The sequence below is a fragment of the Cytobacillus sp. FSL R5-0569 genome, assembly GCF_038007265.1.
Classification (GTDB): domain Bacteria; phylum Bacillota; class Bacilli; order Bacillales; family Cytobacillaceae; genus Cytobacillus; species Cytobacillus kochii.
Genome location: NZ_JBBOWW010000001.1, coordinates 2,766,438 through 2,786,681, shown reverse-complemented (window position 1 = coordinate 2,786,681; position 20,244 = coordinate 2,766,438). Strand labels below are relative to the sequence as shown.

15 protein-coding genes, 1 pseudogene and 1 riboswitch are annotated in these 20,244 nt (G+C 36.2%); of the genes and pseudogenes, 14 read left to right on the top strand and 2 right to left on the bottom strand.

All coding sequences use genetic code 11. The features are described from left to right. Positions 1–64: 64 nt before the first annotated feature. Positions 65–242: riboswitch (cobalamin riboswitch) on the top strand. Between the two features lie 164 nt (positions 243–406). The 6 genes from MKX78_RS14095 to MKX78_RS14070 all read left to right on the top strand — a co-directional run bounded on the left by MKX78_RS14095 (position 407) and on the right by MKX78_RS14070 (position 6,839). Beyond that, on the top strand, positions 407–2,614 hold the full coding sequence (locus MKX78_RS14095) for a ribonucleoside-diphosphate reductase subunit alpha (protein WP_307313745.1): 2,208 nt from the start codon (positions 407–409) through the stop codon (positions 2,612–2,614). A gap of 25 nt (positions 2,615–2,639) precedes the next feature. Continuing rightward, positions 2,640–3,680, top strand: a complete 1,041-nt coding sequence (locus tag MKX78_RS14090; RefSeq protein ID WP_095372965.1) for a ribonucleotide-diphosphate reductase subunit beta — start codon at positions 2,640–2,642, stop codon at positions 3,678–3,680. A gap of 95 nt (positions 3,681–3,775) precedes the next feature. After that, the gene (locus MKX78_RS14085) at positions 3,776–4,450 is read left to right on the top strand and encodes a response regulator transcription factor (protein WP_322909497.1); all 675 of its coding nucleotides are present in this window, start codon (positions 3,776–3,778) and stop codon (positions 4,448–4,450) included. Further along, complete coding sequence (locus MKX78_RS14080; protein WP_341051411.1) at positions 4,447–5,829, top strand: HAMP domain-containing sensor histidine kinase; 1,383 nt, start codon at positions 4,447–4,449, stop codon at positions 5,827–5,829. Before MKX78_RS14085 ends, MKX78_RS14080 begins: the two co-directional genes overlap by 4 nt. A gap of 143 nt (positions 5,830–5,972) precedes the next feature. Further along, entirely contained in the window at positions 5,973–6,371 is a 399-nt protein-coding gene (locus MKX78_RS14075) for a hypothetical protein (protein WP_341051409.1), read from the top strand. 132 nt (positions 6,372–6,503) lie between these two features. Next, entirely contained in the window at positions 6,504–6,839 is a 336-nt protein-coding gene (locus tag MKX78_RS14070) for a hypothetical protein (RefSeq protein WP_095372968.1), read from the top strand. A gap of 314 nt (positions 6,840–7,153) precedes the next feature. On the opposite strand, the gene MKX78_RS14065 is transcribed toward MKX78_RS14070, so the two are convergent. Continuing rightward, positions 7,154–8,149 (bottom strand): aromatic acid exporter family protein, encoded by a 996-nt coding sequence (locus tag MKX78_RS14065; protein WP_157733956.1) that lies wholly within the window; start codon positions 8,147–8,149, stop codon positions 7,154–7,156. A gap of 305 nt (positions 8,150–8,454) precedes the next feature. Between MKX78_RS14065 and MKX78_RS14060 the strand changes: the two genes are divergently transcribed. From MKX78_RS14060 to MKX78_RS14025, 8 genes and pseudogenes are all read left to right on the top strand, one after another. Then, the gene (locus MKX78_RS14060) at positions 8,455–10,263 is read left to right on the top strand and encodes a S9 family peptidase (protein ID WP_341051407.1); all 1,809 of its coding nucleotides are present in this window, start codon (positions 8,455–8,457) and stop codon (positions 10,261–10,263) included. A 79-nt stretch (positions 10,264–10,342) separates the two neighbouring features. After that, the gene (locus MKX78_RS14055; RefSeq protein WP_340975274.1) at positions 10,343–12,019 is read left to right on the top strand and encodes a sigma-54 interaction domain-containing protein; all 1,677 of its coding nucleotides are present in this window, start codon (positions 10,343–10,345) and stop codon (positions 12,017–12,019) included. A 181-nt stretch (positions 12,020–12,200) separates the two neighbouring features. Further along, positions 12,201–13,349 carry an acyl-CoA dehydrogenase family protein gene (locus MKX78_RS14050; RefSeq protein WP_095372972.1) on the top strand — a complete coding sequence of 383 codons (1,149 nt, stop codon included), beginning with the start codon at positions 12,201–12,203 and terminating at the stop codon, positions 13,347–13,349. A 21-nt stretch (positions 13,350–13,370) separates the two neighbouring features. Then, a complete protein-coding gene (locus MKX78_RS14045) occupies positions 13,371–15,002 on the top strand; it encodes a long-chain-fatty-acid--CoA ligase (RefSeq protein WP_322909493.1) in 1,632 nt (543 codons plus the stop codon). Beyond that, the gene (locus tag MKX78_RS14040) at positions 14,999–15,889 is read left to right on the top strand and encodes a 3-hydroxyacyl-CoA dehydrogenase family protein (protein ID WP_307313390.1); all 891 of its coding nucleotides are present in this window, start codon (positions 14,999–15,001) and stop codon (positions 15,887–15,889) included. Before MKX78_RS14045 ends, MKX78_RS14040 begins: the two co-directional genes overlap by 4 nt. 15 nt (positions 15,890–15,904) lie before the next feature. Then, the gene (locus MKX78_RS14035) at positions 15,905–17,053 is read left to right on the top strand and encodes an acyl-CoA dehydrogenase family protein (protein ID WP_307313393.1); all 1,149 of its coding nucleotides are present in this window, start codon (positions 15,905–15,907) and stop codon (positions 17,051–17,053) included. 11 nt (positions 17,054–17,064) lie between these two features. Beyond that, positions 17,065–18,258: pseudogene (locus tag MKX78_RS14030) on the top strand (thiolase family protein). Positions 18,259–18,273: 15 nt separating this feature from the next. Continuing rightward, positions 18,274–19,050, top strand: a complete 777-nt coding sequence (locus tag MKX78_RS14025) for an enoyl-CoA hydratase/isomerase family protein (RefSeq protein ID WP_095372977.1) — start codon at positions 18,274–18,276, stop codon at positions 19,048–19,050. Between the two features lie 73 nt (positions 19,051–19,123). Here the strand turns inward: MKX78_RS14025 and guaC are convergent, their stop codons facing one another. After that, positions 19,124–20,107, bottom strand: a complete 984-nt coding sequence (gene guaC / locus MKX78_RS14020; protein WP_307313397.1) for a GMP reductase — start codon at positions 20,105–20,107, stop codon at positions 19,124–19,126. Positions 20,108–20,244: the final 137 nt, after the last annotated feature.

The following is a 20,244-nucleotide window of genomic DNA, read 5'->3' as shown; positions in this document are numbered from 1 at the left end:
TATGATTACTCATACAATCTCAGATACAATATATAGTTATTTTTTTACTTCTTAACAACTACATATAGTAATTGGTTGAAGGAGTCCAAATGGACTTAAAATGGGAATCCGGATAAGCCGGAGCTGTACCCGCAACTGTAAGTGTGACGAAAAGAGGAAACCACTGTTCTTTTGAAAGAATGGGAAGGCTCTTAGTAGATTGATACACAAGCCAGGATACCTGCCTTCTTAATCAAAAGTTTCAATTCTTCGGGGCTTGAGAAGATGAAACGACAGTTGATGAAAAGAGTGTATTGTACACTTGTATTTATACTGTCGTTTGATCCGCTCAAGGTGTAACTGGGGCGGTTTTTTTTATGCCTAAATTTGATAGAAATAGTTTGAAGGAGGAAGGAATTTGAAAACAATGATTGATACGACAGTCAATTTTGAACAATTATATCAACAATTCAACAACTTACCAATTAGTGCGTTAGAAAAGCGTGCAGATCAATTAAATCACTTAGAGTTAGATAGTTTCTACGATCAGTTAATACTAGAATGTCTTTCTTACATAAATGTTAATGAACCTGATTGGACATATGTGGCTGCCCATTTATATTTAAAGAAGATTTATCAACAAGCAGCTGAGAACCGAGGGTACAGTGGTCAGGCTTATGGTGATTTTCATTCTTTAATTCAACAATTAAGTGATATTGATATTTATAGTCCTATTTTATTATCTAGTTATACAAAAGAAGAAATTGATGAATTAGGCAAAGAAATTGTCCCTGAAAGAGATCAGCTCTTTACTTATCTCGGGATCAAAATGCTTACGGATCGTTATGTAGCAAAAGATCGCCAAAAGAGGATTTTTGAATTGCCTCAAGAACGCTGGATGGTTATTGCAATGATTCTTATGCATCAAGAAGAAAAAAATCGGCTGCAATTAGTAAAAGAAGCTTACTGGGCAATGAGTAACTTATTTATGACCGTAGCTACACCAACTTTATCTAATGCAGGTAAGAATTGGGGACAACTATCTAGCTGCTTTATCGAAACAGTTGATGATAGTCTAGATTCAATTTATGACAGTAATACAGACATTGCTGCACTATCTAAAAATGGTGGTGGAATCGGCGTTTATTTAGGTAAGATTCGTAGTAGAGGTAGTATGATTAAAGGGTTCAAAGGCGCTTCATCTGGGGTGCTTCCATGGATGAAACAACTAAATAATACAGCTGTAAGTGTCGATCAACTTGGACAAAGACAAGGGGCAATTAGCGTTTATTTAGACGTTTGGCACAAGGATATCTTCTCTTTCCTTGATGCAAAGTTAAATAATGGTGATGAAAGATTGCGTACACATGATTTATTTACCGGTGTATGTCTACCTGATTTATTCATGGAAAAAGTAGAAGAGCGTAGTAACTGGTATTTATTTGACCCACATGAGGTTCGACAAAAAATGGGCTTCTCACTAGAAGATTATTATGATGAAGAAGTTGGTGCAGGTACTTTTAGAATGAAATATCTAGAATGTGTCAATAATGAAGAGCTATCGAAGAAGGAAATTCCTGCTATCGATATTATGAAGTCTATCATGCGTAGTCAATTAGAAACTGGAACACCATTTATGTTCTATCGGGATGAAGTGAACCGTATGAATGCAAACGCACATGCAGGTATGATCTATTGTACAAATCTTTGTACTGAAATCGTTCAAAATCAAAGTGTAACAACAAGAGAAGAAGAGTATACAAAAGATGGTAAAATTGTCATCGAGAAAACACCTGGAGATTTCGTCGTATGTAACCTGTCTTCTATTAACCTTGCCAAAGCAGTGAATGAAGCAGTCATAGAACGATTGATTCCTATTCAAGTAAGAATGCTGGACAATGTAATTGATATTAATAAAATCCCTGTTATCCAAGGGCAGTTAACGAATAAAAAGTATCGCGCGATCGGCTTAGGTACTTTCGGCTGGCATCATTTATTAGCTACTAATAAGGTCGTTTGGGAAAGCCCTGAATCATTAGAATTTGCAGACCGACTTTACGAGAAAATTGCTTACTTAACAATTGAAAGTTCTATGAATCTAGCTGAGGAAAAGGGAGCCTACCCCGCATTCAATGGTTCAGATTGGCAAACAGGTGCCTATTTCGAAAAAAGAGATTACCTGAATGCTGATAGCGAACTTGATTGGCAAGGACTAATGGAAAAAGTGAGAGCAAAAGGAATTAGAAACGGCTATTTACAAGCGGTAGCACCAAATGCGTCAACTGCATTAATTGCAGGTAGTACACCGAGTATTGATCCAATCTTCAACAAGCAATACTCAGAGGAGAAAAAAGACTATCGTATTCCTGTAACTGCACCAGACCTAAACGCTCAAACTACGTGGTACTATAAATCTGCTTACCATATCGATCAAAAATGGAGCATTGCTCAAAATGCGAAACGTCAAAAGCATATTGACCAAGCAGTGTCATTTAATCTTTATATTAAAAATACGATTAAAGCAAAGGAATTATTAGATCTTCACGTATCGGCATGGAAAAACAGGCTGAAAACAACGTATTATTTACGTTCTACTTCCACAGATATTGAAGATTGTGAATCATGCTCTAGCTGATTTCACCGAGAGGAGAATGAAATAAATGAACACTTTAAATAAACGTCCCATTATGAATCATGAAGCACCAAACCGTTCAACAGGTATTATTAATGGAGAATGTTCGAACGTTTTAAACTGGGATGATGTAAGATTTTCCTGGGCTTACCCTAAATATAAAAAGATGTTATCTAATTTCTGGACACCATTTGAAATTAATATGTCTCAAGATATTAAGCAATTCCCTGAGTTATCTGAGGACGCACAAGAAGCCTTTTTAAAGATTATCGGTTTACTAGCGTTACTAGATAGCATTCAAACTGACTATGCTGGGAAGACAGCAGATTATTTAACAGATTCTAGTCTTTCAGCGTTAATGATTATTCTTGCACAACAAGAAGTTATTCATAATCACTCGTATTCTTATATTCTTTCTTCGATCGTTTCAAAAAGTAAGCAAGATGAGGTCTTCGATTATTGGCGTACAGAACCAACATTAAGAGAACGAAATGATTTTATTACAAATGGTTATAAAGATTTTGTAAAAGAACCGACGGCGGAAAATATGTTAAAATCAATCGTTTATGATGTAGTATTAGAAGGCTTATTCTTCTATTCCGGTTTCGCTTTCTTCTATTATTTAGCGAGAAATCAAAAAATGGTATCTACATCAACGATGATTAACTATATTAATCGTGATGAACAAATTCACGTTGATTTGTTTGTAAAAATCTTTAAAGAAATCTTAAACGAGCATCCTGAATTAAACACACCAGAATTGCAACAATTTGTAAAAGATACCTTTAGAAAAGCTGCAGATCTCGAAATTGAATGGGCACGTGAGGTAATCGGTGATAAAATGGATGGTATTCTTATTACTGACCTTGAAGCATACATCAAATTTTATGCCAATGTCCGCAGTAATCAATTAGGATTTGAACGACCGTTTGAAGGATTCCGTAAAAATCCACTCCGTTGGATTGTTGCTTATGAAGAGGTAGATCAAGGCAAATCTGATTTCTTCGAACAAAAATCAAGACAATATACAAAAGTGAATCAAGTCGATAATGGATTTGATGAATTATAAGTTTTATAATAAACCTTGCATATCATATGCAAGGTTTATTATTTCTTCTTAATAATTGAAGAAATGATAAGCTTTAAGAAGAAGAGGTGTTTCTTGTGAGAAAAATTTTAATTGTTGATGATGATCAACATGTTCGCTATTTAATGAAGGATAGTTTACAAAAAGAAGGCTATCACACCACTGAGGCAAAAGATGGACAGGATGCGATGGCAATATTAGAAACGGAAGTAGTCGATCTTGTTATTGCGGATATAATGATGCCGAACATGGATGGCTATCAACTAACAAAAACGATTCGTAGGGATTTTGACCTCCCGATTATCCTGCTTACGGCAAAGGGACAATTAGATGATAAAGCAAAGGGATTTTCAGTCGGTACAGATGATTATGTGGTAAAGCCATTTGAGCCGAAAGAGTTATTATTCCGTGTCAATGCTTTATTACGAAGATATGGTAAGGTAGGAACAACGAGTATCAAGCTCGACCGATTATATATCAATAAAAAAAGCTATGAAATTGAAGTGAGCAATAAAACCTATCTATTACCACTGAAGGAATTTGAGTTATTATATTTTCTGGCCGCTAACCAAAATAGAGTGTACAGTAGACAGCAATTAATTGAACAAATCTGGGGCATTGATTTTTCTGGGGATGAAAGGACCGTTGATGTACATATTAAACGTTTACGTAGCCGCTTATCTAAGTTAGAGGTGGATGTAATAATAAAAACGATTCGTGGTATCGGTTATTCATTGGAGATAGCCAAATGAAAACACTTTACTCAAAAATTGCTCTCACAACCATTTGTATTATGCTTCTAAGCAGTGTCATTTCATTTATTTTGAGCAATGCATATTATCAACAAACATTAAAGCCCAAAAACGATGCCAAAGTGACAGAAATGGCGAAAGCTACTATTACCTTCATGGAGGAGAATCCACAAATCAATAAGGAACTATATCTTACGCATATCAGCTCTTTTGGTTATCAAATATTTGTAACTGATGGTCTTGGAGAGGAATCTTTTTATGGAGCGGAGTATCGCGAACATAATTTAAGTAGTGCTGCTGTTCAACAAGTCTTGAATGGTCGGATTTATCACGGTATTAATCTCTTTCCACATGCTACATTTGTGACCGGTTTTTTTGCTAACGAACTTAAAAATACTGTCGGTGTACCATTTACTTATCAAGGAAGGGAGTATGCTCTTTTTCTCAGACCTGACATTTCCCTTTTATTTAGCGAAATGCACATTATGTTTGCTTGGTTATTGATTGGTATCCTCTTATTAAGTATTTTATTCGTGTTCATCAGTACAAAGTATATTGTAAAGCCGATTAGAAAGTTAAATGAAGCAACAACAGTAATTGCTAATGAAGAGTACAGTATTGAGTTACATACTAATAGAAAAGATGAAATTGGTTCTCTTACTCAAAGTTTTATGAAAATGACGAAAAAATTAGAAGCAGCAAATGAAATGCGCAAAGAATTTATTACAAATATCTCACATGATATTCAATCGCCTTTATCAAATATAAAAGGTTACTTACATCTTTTTAAGGAAAAGAAAAGAACAGATGAAGAAATGAATCAAATGACTATGATGGAAGAAGAAGTAACCCGTTTGTCTGTTTTAACAAATCAATTGTTATTATTATCTTCTATCGACTATAGGAAAGATATGGTGAATATCGTTTTATTTAATATGAGTGAACAAATAAAGTTAGTGATTAAACAATATCAGTGGCATTTAGAAGACAAAGGCATGATGCTAAGTTATTCATTGCCTGAATGTATGATCGAAGGGGACCCCTCCTTGCTTTATTCTGTTTGGGAAAATTTACTCACAAATAGCATTAAATATGGAAAGGAAAATGGGGATATTTCCATTATTCTTAAAGAAGAAGGGGGCTGGATAAAAGTACAATTTCAGGATAATGGTATTGGGATGAATCAGGAGGAAATGAAAAAGGTTTTCAATCGTTTTTATCGTTCCGACCTTTCTAGAAATCGTTCCATTGCTGGTTCTGGCTTAGGACTTTCCATTGTTTATTCAATCGTAGATCTTCACCAAGGAGAAGTGCGAGTTGAAAGTGAAGAAGGAGAAGGAACGATTTTTACAATTATGCTACCAAAACAATCGAATTAGTAAAACATTTCTATTGTAAACCATTGTTCATACTCCGTTCATATTCATTCTATAACCTTATTTTGTCAGTCATAAAAGGTGAGATAGGACATATGATGACAAAATAAAATCAAATGAATGAAGATGAAAAGGGTGAGTGTCAATTGAATAAATTTAGCAAAATATTACTCAGGTTTTCTGCTATCTTTGCAGTGATAGGTGCTTTTCTAGGATCACATATGGCCGGAGCAGGTAGTTATGCTTTCAAACCCATCCATGCTCATAGTTTAGTTGTTGGCTGGCTATCACTTTTCGCATGGGCGGTATATTATCAATTATTTACTCCAAAGATAAGATTCCTTGCAAAATTACATGTCACTAGTGCCATTATCGGCACCATTGGTTTAACAGCTGGAATGGCTATGTTTATCTTTAAGCCAGGTTTTATGCCAGAGATGATTAATACGGTTTTTTATATTGTTGGAGGAAGTATCCTATTGATTAGCTTTGTTCTTTTCTTATTACTTACTTTTACAAAACATGAAAGTGATATTAAAAAATAGCTTTCAGCTGTAGGTTTTAGAAAAAATAAATGACGCTTAGAAATTGATAGGTGGATGGTGAGTTCTTCTTGTTGACTTCATACCGATAGGGGTATAGAATATGAGGGTGAATATAACATCCTAGGGGGAAAAATGCTTACGTTTATTAGTATACTCTTAATCATTTTACTTTTGACTTTTATATATAGTAGATATTTGCCGGTATTAGGTGTGAAGGCACAAGTGTTACAAGACAATCATGATAGTGATGTTCGGATTGTTGATGTGAGAGACTATAATGAAAAAGTAGATCAGGCTCATCATCGTCTCCATATTCCAATTGCTTATCTCCATCGCTTTTATCATGAAATCGATGGAAAGAGCGTACACGTTATTGCTTCATCAAAAATAGAAAAAAACATGAGCATTCGATTTCTTAGAAGAAAAGGATATAAGGTGTCAGGATACACACTATGCAATGAATGTTGAACAATATAAATATAGAAAAGTAGTGCCACAGATTAAGTGATCTGTGGTTTTTTGTTGAAATGTAATTTCATTTGTTTCTAAAACTGTAAGAAGAGTGATATAAGGGCGAATTCTTGCTTTTAGAAAAAGCCCCCAGAATAAAAATATCCTAAATGAGAGAAACGCTGCTCTCAGACGAAACCCCAAGAATGAGAGCGCCGTATAAGTAATAGTTCCTTTGCAAAACAGAAAATAACAGTTAATAACCACAGCTCAAATTTTGAATAACGCTGCAAAATAAAATCCTCTTCTACACACTACGCTCAAAAAAATACTTAAATACTCGTATTTTCTACATTAATTATTCTCTCATTTAGTTTTCTTAACTTTTCTTCATTCATTTGATACTGCATGATGAGTTGTTGTATGGCGAGCATATTTTCTTCAATTTTAAGGTGGTTGTCATTCAATGTATATTGTGTTCTTAAATGAAAATAGTCCTCTTCATTAGGTTGCTTTGATGGCTGTTTCAGATGCAGTATAGTATCTTGCAATAATCTCATTAAGTAAGGTGATGGTGTAAGCTCTTTCAAAGAAAGGTTTACAAGCTGGAATAAGTGGATGAACGCTTGTTTTAGGATATTTAAATGCCTTTCTTTCTGCCTTAGGTAAAATACATCCTTCCTAGAAAATTTATGAAAGCGCCATTCATCTTTTTGATATTGTATCAGCTGTTGGTAATGTGCTATTTCTTCCTCAATCTTTGCAATGACTTGTTTGATCTCGTTTCTGCTGCTATTTCCTTGTTTGATGTTGTTCGTCACATATACAAGAATATTTTCCATACGATTCATTAACTGAGTAGACGTTTTGCTTATTTTTAGTAAATAATTCGGGGGTAAAATAAATATATTTACACAAGTTGAAATTAATAAACCAAGTGTTGTACCTCCAAGTCTCATTAACAATGTTGCCATATAAGCTTCTTGGACAATTGATATCATGGCCATACCGGTTAAAGCGGCAACAAGTAGGCCATCTTCTAGTTTTAACTTCGTACATATCATCAAAGTGAAAACGGCTGTTAGAGCGTAAGCCAACGAACTATCTGAAAAGATAAAGGTAAATAAAACGGCGAAAGAAGCTGCAATAGAAGAAGCTTGAAATCTAGCTGGTGCTTTGCGAATGGATTCTTTCGCCGTAGGCTCAATCGTAACGAGAGCGGTAATGACTGCAAAGGTTGGTGGCCATGTAAATAGCTGACATAGAAATGCAGTAATAAAGACAGAAATGCCTGTTTTGAAAATTCGTCCTCCAAATAGTCTGATCATAGTTAGTATCCTCTTTCTATTTGCCTTACATTTATAATGAAGGAAGTTTAAGTAAACACGCTGCATTAACAGAATGACCAATTGAACCTTTTTCAATCACAAGAAAGAAAAAAATATAAAAAAGAGAAGGCTCATTTGTAATTCCTCCTATCGGTATTTTGGGCAGTTATAGAGAAATTATTGCAAACAAGTAGATTTGAAATAAAAATGTCATACTATGTTCGCTTTTGTTTGGTTTTAATTGGTAAAACAGAGTATGGTATACTGAATAATAAGAATACTCTATTAATAGGGAGGGCAACTCTATGATTCAATTTCCAAAACCTGAGATGGATCAGTTTTTAAAAACGTTAAGCATTAATGATTTTGTCGTCAATTCCGATGAGTCCCAAGTTGTGTTTAGTACAAATTTAAATGGCTACTATAATTTATGGGCAATGAATTTGCCGCAACAATTTCCAGTTCAGTTAACATTCAAAAATCAAGTGTGCATGGGTCTCCTCTATGATAAAAATAGCAAGTTTATACTTGCGGGTTTTGATCATGATGGGGATGAGTGTGCGCAATATTATGCAGTCCATCCAAGTGGTGGGAAATTGAAACAACTAATCAATAATGAAAAAACGAGGAATTTTAATCCCTTATTATCAAAAGATAGCCAATATTTATATTATAGTTCGGGTAAAGATAATCCAACTTATTTAAATGTTTATAGATATCATATAGAAACGGAGAAAGAAGAACTTTTCCTAGAGGGTAAAGAAGGTATGACCTTTCTAGATAGTTGGAGTCCAAATGAAGAGAGTTATATTTCATCTACTGTATATGCCAATACGCATTCTCTCTCTTATGTACATACGGAAAGTGAAAAGCTTTGTTTAACTGAAAAAGAGGAAGAGGCGCATACTGTAACTGGATCTTTGTTTACTACGGAAGACACGATTTATTTGATCACCAACTTTAAAGAAAATTTCACTTATTTGGCCGAATTTAATATCATGACAAAGCAATTTCGTAAAGTCATCGGGCTTGACCATGAAAGTTTCTCTTCCATTCATTATGATAAGCGTAATCACATCATCTATTTAACTTCCGAAAAAGGAGTGGAGGATTTTCTTTATGCTTATTCACTAGATCATAATACCTTACAAAAGATAGAAATCCCTTGTGATATCATTGAAAAATTAGTTGTTCATGACTCAGGAAATTTATATCTTTTAGGAAGAAGCGCTATTAAACCGCATAATATTTATCAATTCAAAAAGGGTGAAAAGTGGAAGCAGTTAACTGAATATCACGTACCAGGTGTGGAAGAATCAGAGCTTGTCGAGCCGACAACGATTTACTATCCTTCATTTGATGGTTTAGAAATTGAAGCATTATGGTTTGAAGCAAATAAAGAGGTAAATAATGGCGAAGTTATATTTTGGCCACATGGTGGACCCCAAGCAGCAGAGAGAAAATCTTTTCGTTCCTATTTTCAGTTCTTTATCAATCATGGATATAGCATCTTTGCCCCTAATTTTAGAGGGTCAACGGGTTATGGGCTGTCCTTTATGAAAATGGTAGAGGGTGATTGGGGAGATGGTCCTAGGTTAGATAATATAGCTGGTATAGAGTGGCTCATTGAAAAAGGTTATACAAAGAAAGGTGACATTCTATTAATGGGCGGAAGCTACGGCGGATATATGGCACTACTTTTACATGGTAGACATCCAGATTATTTTAAAGTGGTGGTCGATATCTTCGGACCTTCTAATTTATTTTCGTTTATAGAATCAGTTCCAGAAGATTGGAAACCGATTATGGATCAATGGGTTGGAAATCCCATAAAAGATAAGGAAAAACTCACTGAATATTCCCCTATTACTTATTTGGAAGCTATGACTAAACCGATGCTCGTTATTCAAGGAGCAAATGATCCCCGTGTAGTGAAAGAGGAATCTGATCAAATTGTGCAAGCATTGAGGGAAAAAGGACGTGAAGTTAAGTATATTTTATTACAAGATGAGGGACATGGATTTTCTAAAAAAGAAAATGAGCAGCTTGTGTTTGAAGAAGTTCTCTCTTTTTTTGATCAGCACACAAAGAAAACCGCCGATACGAATAGTTAATCCACGTTCCAAGCTAGGAGGAAATATAGTGAAATTATTTCCTCTATTTTCTTACCATGTGAAGAGGTGAAGATAGTAGATGATTGTAAAGAATCGTAATCTTTTATTGACAGTAGAGACAACGCTCACTGGTGAGATTATTTCGATGAGCGAATCATTACGTATCTTGATAAAAGGGAAGCCTTCTACATATATTGACGACCTATTTCCTAGATGGAATGCGTATGGTAATGAAAAGATAAAGGTTGCCTTTTTAACGGATGAAGATTTTCTTCTGTTTATCAGAAGTCAATCAGGACAACATCACTACTTATATATAGGGATTCTATCTTCCGAATTGTCTCAATTAATGAATAAAGTAAGTGACTTGATGAAGGCAAATACGCTACTAGAAGCAATAATAGAAAACTCTTACGATGGTATTTATTTAACCGATCGAAACGGTAATACCATTTTAACCAATTCCGCAATGGAGAGAATTACAGGGATACCAAAAGACTATTATATGAACAAAAAGGTCGATGCTTTAATTGAAAGAGGAATTCTCGAGAGTTCGTTAACGAAAAGGGTGATAGAAAAGAAAGAAACGATTTCACATGTCCAATTTAATCGAGCTGGCAATGAGTCGTTGCTTCTTACAGGAAGTCCAGTTTTTGACGATACGGGTGAAGTAGAAAGTGTTGTCACAAATATTAGAGATTTATCACAGTTGATAGAACTACAAAATGCTCTAAAAGAAGCGAATAAATTAAACCTCTCTTACCGTCAAGAAATTGAAAGGTTAAAACAAAACATTAACATACATCAGCAATCGATTGTCATAGAAAGTGAAAAAATGAAGCATGTATACGAAACCGCTGAAAGGATTGTTAATGTGGATGCCACAGTTCTTCTTCTTGGTGATACAGGCGTAGGAAAAGATGTTCTTGCTAAATATATTTACGAAACAAGCAATAGAAGAATGAAGGGCAAATATATTAAATTAAACTGTGGTGCGATTCCAGAAGAATTAATTGAATCTGAGTTATTCGGTTATGAAAAAGGTGCTTTTACAGGTGCAGATAAACAAGGGAAACCAGGGATGTTTGAACTAGCCGATGAAGGGGTTTTATTTTTAGATGAGATTGGGGAATTACCGTTGGCTTCACAAGTCAAATTGTTAAGAGTTATTCAGGAAAAGGAAATCCAACGGGTAGGCGGAACGAAGACGAAGAATGTAAATGTAAGGCTCATTGCTGCGACCAATAGAGATTTAAAAGAGATGGTGAATAAAGGTCTTTTTCGCGAAGATCTATATTATCGATTAAATGTGATTACCATTGAAATCCCTTCTTTAAAGGATCGGCGGGAGGATATTTATCCTCTAATCGAATATTTCTTAAAACAGACGAACGAAAAGTATCATTTCAACAAGGATCTACATAATGATGTAAAAAAATTTTTATATCATTATCAATGGCCAGGCAATATTCGTGAATTAGCCAACCTAATTGAGAGATTGGTTATTGTCTCACAAGAGTCTATCATTACAATGAATGATCTTCCACCAGAATATCAGCGAGAAATAGATTTTCCATATGAAAATGAAAAAATAGAGACATTAAAGGATGTAGTAGAAGCAGCAGAAAAAAAAGCTATTATGAAAGCTTTAAAAAAATGTACAACAACCTATGAGCTCGCATCCGCTTTGCATACAAGCCAGCCGACAATTTCAAGAAAGCTTAAAAAGTATGGAATAGAGTTGATTCATTTGTGAATCAACTCTATTCTTTTTTGAATCAAAAAAGTAAGCGTTTACTTTTTTGCTGATTTAAATAATGCGGAAAAAATAACTATATAACTTGTGTTAAAGCTATTCATTAACGATTTATCATGAGTTAAAAATGATGGCATGGTTTTTGCATCTATATTAATAAAGCAAACAAAGGAGTGATCTTATGTTCACAGTTCAAAACCAAGAAATCGATCAAATCGTGCAGATGGTTCACCAATTTGTCGAGAAGGAAGTAGAGCCTTTAGCACAACAAATTGAAGATGAGGACCGTATACCAGATTCTTTGGTTCAGCAAGTGAAGGAACTTGGATTATTTGGGATGAGTATACCAGAAGAGTATGGGGGTATTGGTCTTGGCATGGTTGGGAAAACCGCTGTATTAGAACAATTAGGTCGCACGCATAATGGTTTTGTTAGTTTAATTAGTGCACACACAGGTATTGGTAGTACAGGTTTAGTAAGGCTTGGCTCTCCTTACTTGAAAGAAAAATACTTACCTGCTTTAGCATCAGGAGAAAAAATTGCTTGTTTTGCCCTTTCAGAGCCTGGGGCAGGTTCTGATGCTACTAATCTTGCGACAAAAGCAGAAAAAAAGGGAGATAAGTGGATTCTTAATGGGTCAAAACATTTCATCACGAATGCGCCTGTAGCAGATGTATTTACGGTCTTTGCTGTTACAGATAAAGACAAAGGCGCAAAGGGGATTACTGCCTTCTTAATAGAAAAAGATTTTCCTGGATTTACAGTAGGAAAAAAGGATAAAAAAATGGGTTTAAAAGGTTCATATACTGCACAATTATTATTTGATCAATGTGAAGTGCCAGAAGAAAATGTTATAGGAGAAGTGGGTCTCGGATATGTAGCTGCACTAACTATTTTAAGTGAAGGACGGATTGGGTTAGCGGCAAGGGCAGTTGGATCTTGTGATAAACTCATTGAATTATCAGCGAAATATGCGAATGAACGTATTCAGTTCGGTAAACCAATTGCAAAGAATCAAGCAATACAATGGATGTTAGCTGATATGGCAACAGAAACAGAAGCAGCAAGAACATTAACATTAAAAGCCGCCCATTTAGTCGATCAAGGCAAGAAAGTTGTGAAAGAATCCTCAATGGCTAAACTTTACGCGTCTGAAGTGTTTAATCGAGTGGCTGACAAAGCAGTGCAAATTCATGGTGGCATGGGCTACGTCGCTGATTATCCTGTTGAAAGGTATTATCGTGATGCAAGAATAACGAAAATCTATGAAGGCACAAATGAAATCCAACGGCTAATTATCGCAAGAGATATATTAAAAGACTATATGTGACACATAAAGGAGGAATGTGTCTTGAGTAATCTCTCATTAAAAAGAGTATGGGAAAAATATTATGAAGATCGGTTACCAAATTTCCACATACCTCATATTGGCCTATATGAAATGCTAAAGGAAACTGCGCAGTCTTATCGAGATCATGTGGCTATCATTTTTAATTACGAAACACTTACCTATGAGGAACTGAAGAAACGAACGGACGCACTTGCTTCGTATTGGCAGAGTTGTGGGTTAAAAAAAGGGGATAGAATCGGGTTATGGCTCGGAAACCATCCAGATTATATCACTGCCTATTATGCTAGTCTTGCACTTGGTCTTATCATCGTGCCAATTAACCCAGCCTATACATCAAGAGAGGTATTGCAAGTGTTTCATGATACAGCATTACGCGCACTAGTGGTTGGTGAAAAATCAGTCACTGCACTGCAGAAAATTAGAGAAGTGTATGATTTAGAACATATTATGTATGCCACAAATGTCAGTATTAATAGGGAAGTATCTTCAATCGTTCATCATATGATAGATATTTTTAAAAATGGAAGTATCAAATTTACTGAAGCGTCTATAGATCCTAAAAACGATTTAGCCGTTATACAATACACAGGCGGAACAACGGGAACGATAAAAGGAGCCATGCTTACACATCATAATTTAATTGCGAATGTTTACCAAAGTTATGTGATGTATCGACAAAAAGTGGCTTTTGGAAATGAAACGATATTAGCGGCAACCCCGCTTTATCATGTGTATGCGATGACAAGTGCTATGAATGTAGGCATCTTTTTAGGAGCGCGAATCTTGCTCTTTGAACGATTTGACGTTGATGAGGTTTTAAATCAAGTGAAGAAATATGCACCAACCATGTTTCCAGGTGTCCCTAAAATGTATCTCTCTTTTATCCATCATCCAAATGTACGATTCGCAGGACTAAACTCTCTTAAAATATGTTCATCCGGTTCAGCGCCATTGCCAGTAGAGGTTATTAAACAATTCAAGCAATTAACTGGTTGTACCATCTTAGAAGGGTTTGGTATGTCGGAAACATCTCCAACGACTCACCGTACGCCAATAAATGGCACACATAAACATGGGAGCATCGGTATTCCTGTTCCTGATGTAGATTGTCGTATCGTTGATCAAAAACAGGAGGATTTGGGGATCAATCAGGTCGGTGAATTGGTCATTAAAGGTCCACAAGTGATGAAGGGTTATTGGAACAATGAGAAAGATACAGCCTCTACGTTACAAGATGGCTGGTTGTTTACAGGTGATTTAGCCACAGTAGACGAAGATGGGTATTTCTATATTGTCGGTCGTAAAAAAGAAATGATTCTTTTCTCGGGGTTTAATATTTATCCTCAAGAAGTGGAAAATGTCCTTTATGAACATCAAGGTATTGCTGAAGTTGCCGTAGTCGGTATCCCTGATTCTGAAAATGGAGAGATTCCGAAAGCATTTCTTGTCGCTAAAGAAGGTTATACGCTTCATCTTGAAGAAATTAAAGCATTTTGTTATACGAAACTAACACCTTATAAAGTACCGAGAGTTTTCGAAGAAAGAAGTCATCTACCAAGAAACGGTGTTGGTAAATTATTGAAAAGATTACTTGTGAAAGAAGAATTAGAAAGGAGAAATAAACGAGAATGACAAATATAAAAAAAGTTGGTGTGATTGGAGCGGGAGCAATGGGTGCACAAATTGCTGTTGTAGCAGCGCTTCATCAATATGATGTCGTGTTACAAGATATATCTAACGATCGTTTAATAAAAGCGAAAGAAGTGTTAGAAACACAGTTAGAAAAGAGGGTGAGAAAAGGAAGATTTTCGCGTGATGAGGTGGATAAAGCTTTCGAACATTTAACATTTACTACTGAAATTAATCAGTTACATGATGTAGATATTATCATAGAAGCTATTATTGAAGATTTAGAGGCAAAACAAACATTATTTCAATCCTTAGAAAAGATTGTCTCGGAAAATTGTATCATTGCGACGAATAGCTCCACTATAGTGAGTTCTAAATTGATAGATAAGTTAACCTATCAAAATCGTGTATGTAATATCCATTTCTTTAACCCCGTACTTGTGATGGAGCTTGTCGAAGTTGTTCAAGGTCCGCATACTTCAAAGGAAGTTGCACAGCAAGCGATGACATTCATTCAAAGTATCGGAAAAAAACCAGTACTTCTACAAAAAGAAATTTCAGGTTTCATCGCCAATCGTATCTTAGCGAGACTCATGGATGAGGCGATTTATTTATATGAACATGGATATGCCAGTTATGAAGAAATCGATTTCGTAGTCGAAAAGGCTTTAGGTCATCCTATTGGCCCATTTGCATTAATGGATTTAACTGGTCTTGATGTGAATTATGCTGTAAGGAAGCAAAGATATGCAGAAACAGGGCTAGAGGTGGATCGCCCGAAACAGTCGGTAGTAGAAAAAGTGGAAAAAGGTGAATTAGGTAGAAAAACAGGTAAAGGATGGTACGCATACGATCAACATGGTAAGAAAATAGAGAATATTCAAAAATAAAGGGAGGCCGATGATATGAGTTATACAGTAAGTGAAGATATCGAAGTGTTGAAAAAAGGTGTTAGAGAGTTTGTGCAAAATGAAGTGGAAGCGGTTGCGATGCAGATCGAAAAAGAGGATCACATCCCAGATAAAATTGTAGAAATGGCAAAAGAGCTCGGCTTATTTGGTTTAAGTATTCCAGAAGAATATGGTGGGTTAGGCATTGGGATGGTAGGCAAATGTGCATTGTATGAAGAAATTGGTGCCACGCATAATGGATTCACAACTTTGATTGGTGGTCATACGGGTATCGGATCAGTGGGCATTGTGGAAATGGGAAATGAATATCAAAAACAGAAGTACTTACCTGATATGGCTACAGGAAAGAAAATAGGCGCCTTCGCATTAACAGAGCCTCAGGCTGGTTCGAATGCCACTAATTTAAAAACGACGGCAGTACGTAAAGGCGATAAATATATTTTAAATGGGTTAAAACACTATATTACAAATGCACCTCAAGCAGATGTTTTTACGGTTATGGCTGTCACAGATCCATCTAAAGGTGCAAAAGGGATTACTTCTTTTATTGTAGAAAAAAGTTTTCCTGGTTTTCAAGTAGGAGCGATTGAACATAAAATGGGCCTTCGTGGTTCACATTCAGCAGAAATAATTATGGAAGACTGTGAAGTCCCAGTAGAAAATGTCCTGGGTGAAGAAGGGAGAGGCTATGTGAATGCATTAACGATTCTTGCCAACGGACGTGCAGGTTTGGCCGCCAGAAACTTAGGTTCCGCCCAAAAATTATTAGATCTTTCAATGACGTATGCAAAAGAACGGGTGCAGTTCAATGTGCCAATTATTGAGCATCAGGCCGTTGCTCATATGTTAGCGGAAATGGCTGTCGATATAGAAGCATTACGATCTTTTACGTACCGAGTAGCTACGATGGTTGATGAAGGGAAGAAAGTAATTAAGGAAGCAGCGATGATTAAATTATTCGGCTCAGAGGTATATAACCGTGTGGCTGATAAAGCCGTACAAGTCCATGGCGGGATTGGATACATTTCAGATTTTCCTATTGAACGGTTTTATCGTGATGCGAGAATTACGAGGATTTATGAAGGAACATCAGAAATCCAAAAAAATATCATCGCTGCTCAATTAAATAAAGAATATAACTAAGGGGGAAGAAAATGGACCTAAACAAAATCGTCATTGTAGATGGCGTAAGAACAGCGATTGGAAGGTATGGAGGAACATTACGTAATATATCTTCTAGCTACTTAGCATCCGATGTTATATCTGGCTTACTTAAACGTGTCAATGTGAGCCCATCGACTATTGAAGAAGTCGTATTAGGAGAAGTGAGACAATCTTCGCAATCATCCAACGTGGCAAGAGTAGCTGCTTTAAGAGCGGGCATTCCTGAAACTTCCCCCGCTTTTACTGTGAATCGATTATGTGCATCAGGGATGCAAGCCATCGCTTCAGGTATGCAACAAATCTATTCCAAACAGGCAAATGTTGTTATCGCAGGTGGTACGGAAAGTATGAGTAATTCCCCCATTTTTATTAGAGGCTCACGCTTTGGAGGTGACTAAACAATACTAGTGGATGCCAATAAAGAGAATGGTCAACAACCGCAAGAAATTTATGGCGCTCATTTAGGGATGGGGATGACAGCAGAAAATGTTGCCGAGCGATACAATATTGCTAGGGAAGATCAAGACCAGTTTGCATATGAAAGTCAGCAAAAGTATAAAAGGGCGCAAGAAATGAACGCATTTCAACAAGAAATCATCCCAGTAACAATACAAAACAAAAGAGAACAAATCACTTTCGCTCAGGACGAACATCCAAGACCGGAGACAAAACGAGAAAAGCTTGCCAGCTTAAAGCCGGTATTTAAAGAAGGTGGTAGCGTAACTGCAGGAAATGCGTGTGGAAGAAATGATGGCGCCTCAGCACTCTTGCTTATGACAGCACAAGAAGCTGATAAAAGGGGATTATCAGCAAGAGCAATGATTCATGATTGGACATCTGTCGGTGTTTCACCTGAAGTCATGGGGATTGGACCTGTACCGGCAATACGGAAGTTATTGGCAAGAACAAAGCTTAGTATCGCAGACATAGATTTATTTGAAATAAATGAAGCGTTCGCTTCTCAAGCCATTGCAGTACAAAGAGAGTTGATGCTACCACCTGAACGAATAAATATTAATGGCGGAGCAATTGCTCTCGGACATCCACTTGGATCAACCGGATCTAGAATTGTCGTTACTTTAATGCATGCACTAGCAAAAAAGAAGGGAAGATTTGGCATTGCCTCTCTCTGTGTCGGTGGCGGCCAAGGAATGGCTATGTTGATTGAAAACCTTCAAAAATAAGAAGGAGGAAATCTGATGTATGAAAACATTATTGTAAAAAAAGAAGGTCAACTTGCCTATATATATATTAATCTACCAGAAGTAAGAAATAGATTAAGTAAAGAAACGCTTAGTGAGATAAGGGATGCTCTTGTAGAAATTAAACATGATGGAGTGTCCCAGCTTGTTGTATTTACAGGAGAAGGAGACAAGGCATTTGCAGCAGGTGCAGACATTACCCAACTAAATGAGAAGGAAATGTTAGATGTTTTTGCAACAGGTAGTATGCAAGAAATTTATGATGAAATTGAAGCTTATGACATGCCGACAATTGCCATGATTAATGGTCTTGCTCTTGGTGGAGGATGTGAACTGGCATTAGCATGTGATATACGAGTGATGGCGGATCATGCCAAGATTGGTTTGCCAGAATTAAATTTGTCAATTATCCCAGGTGCAGGTGGTACGCAAAGGCTATCGCGAATTGTTGGAAAAGGAAAGGCGTTAGAAATGATTCTATTAGGAAAATTTCTTTCTGCTGAGGAAGCAATGACACATGGCTTAGTAACAGAAGTTGTCCCATTGCAATTTTTGAAGGATAAAGTAGATGAGATAGCAGAGCAAATTTTAGCTAAAGGTCCATTAGCGGTTAAGCTCGCTAAAATGGCTGTACAATATGGTGCAGAAACCGATCAAAAAACAGGACAAATAATTGAGAAATTAGCACAAGCAGTTTTATTTGCAACAGCGGATAAAAAGGAAGGAACAAAGGCCTTTATGGAGAAAAGAAAACCTGTTTTCACTTCAAAATAAACGCACTCATCCTGCCGGGGGTCAAATCCCTGGCAGGATGAAATAAATGATTTTCTTGGCTTAATCGGGTTGTTTAATAAACTTTATCACCATTAAAGATTGAGTTTTTTACTACTACATAATCTACATTGCGGATACTCTCAAGCCTATTTCCACCAGCATAAGAAATAGAAGATTGTAAATCTTGTTCCATTTCTTTTAATGTATCCACAAGAGAACCTTTATGCTCGACGTACATTTTTTTGCCTTCAACATTTTTACGTTCGCCTTTTTGGAATTCAGAGGCTGAACCGAAATATTCTTTGTAGAGCTTACCATCTTTTTCAATTGTTTCACCAGGTGATTCTTCATGACCAGCAAACAATGAACCGATCATGACCATTGATGCGCCAAAACGGATAGACTTTGCAATATCGCCATGTGTTCTAATCCCACCATCAGCAATAATAGGTTTGCTTGCTGCTTTTGCGCACCAACGAAGTGCAGCTAATTGCCAGCCACCTGTACCAAAACCAGTTTTTATCTTTGTGATACAAACTTTTCCTGGCCCAATGCCTACTTTTGTTGCGTCTGCACCGGCATTCTCTAATTCGCGGACAGCTTCAGGTGTACCTACATTACCAGCAATAACAAAAGCATCAGGCAAATGTAATTTAATATGTTGAATCATTTGAATGACTGCATTGGAATGCCCGTGAGCAATATCGATTGTAATATAATCAGGTACAATTTTTTCATAAGCTAATTCTTCAATAAAACCATATTCTTCTTCTTTTACACCAACACTAATAGAAGCAATGAGTTCACGTGCATGCATATCCTTAATAAAGTTTTTACGCGTCTCAGGTTGGAAGCGGTGCATGACATAAAAATAACCGTTTTCAGCAAGATAAGTAGCAATTTTTTCATCGATAATTGTTTGCATATTTGCAGGGACAACTGGGAGTTTGAATTTATGTTTTCCGAGCGTTACAGCTGTATCACACTCAGAACGACTAGTCACAATACATTTAGCAGGAATTAATTGAATGTCTTCATAATCAAATACGTTTTCCATAGCTAGCACCTCAAAATACGAATATTATATTGGGTTAACATATTAATTGTTCGCCCATTACGTAATTTACATCATTTTATCCAACTTGTCAAAGGTTATCTCTAGAAAAAAGCTAAATGTTAGAATTTATTAAAATT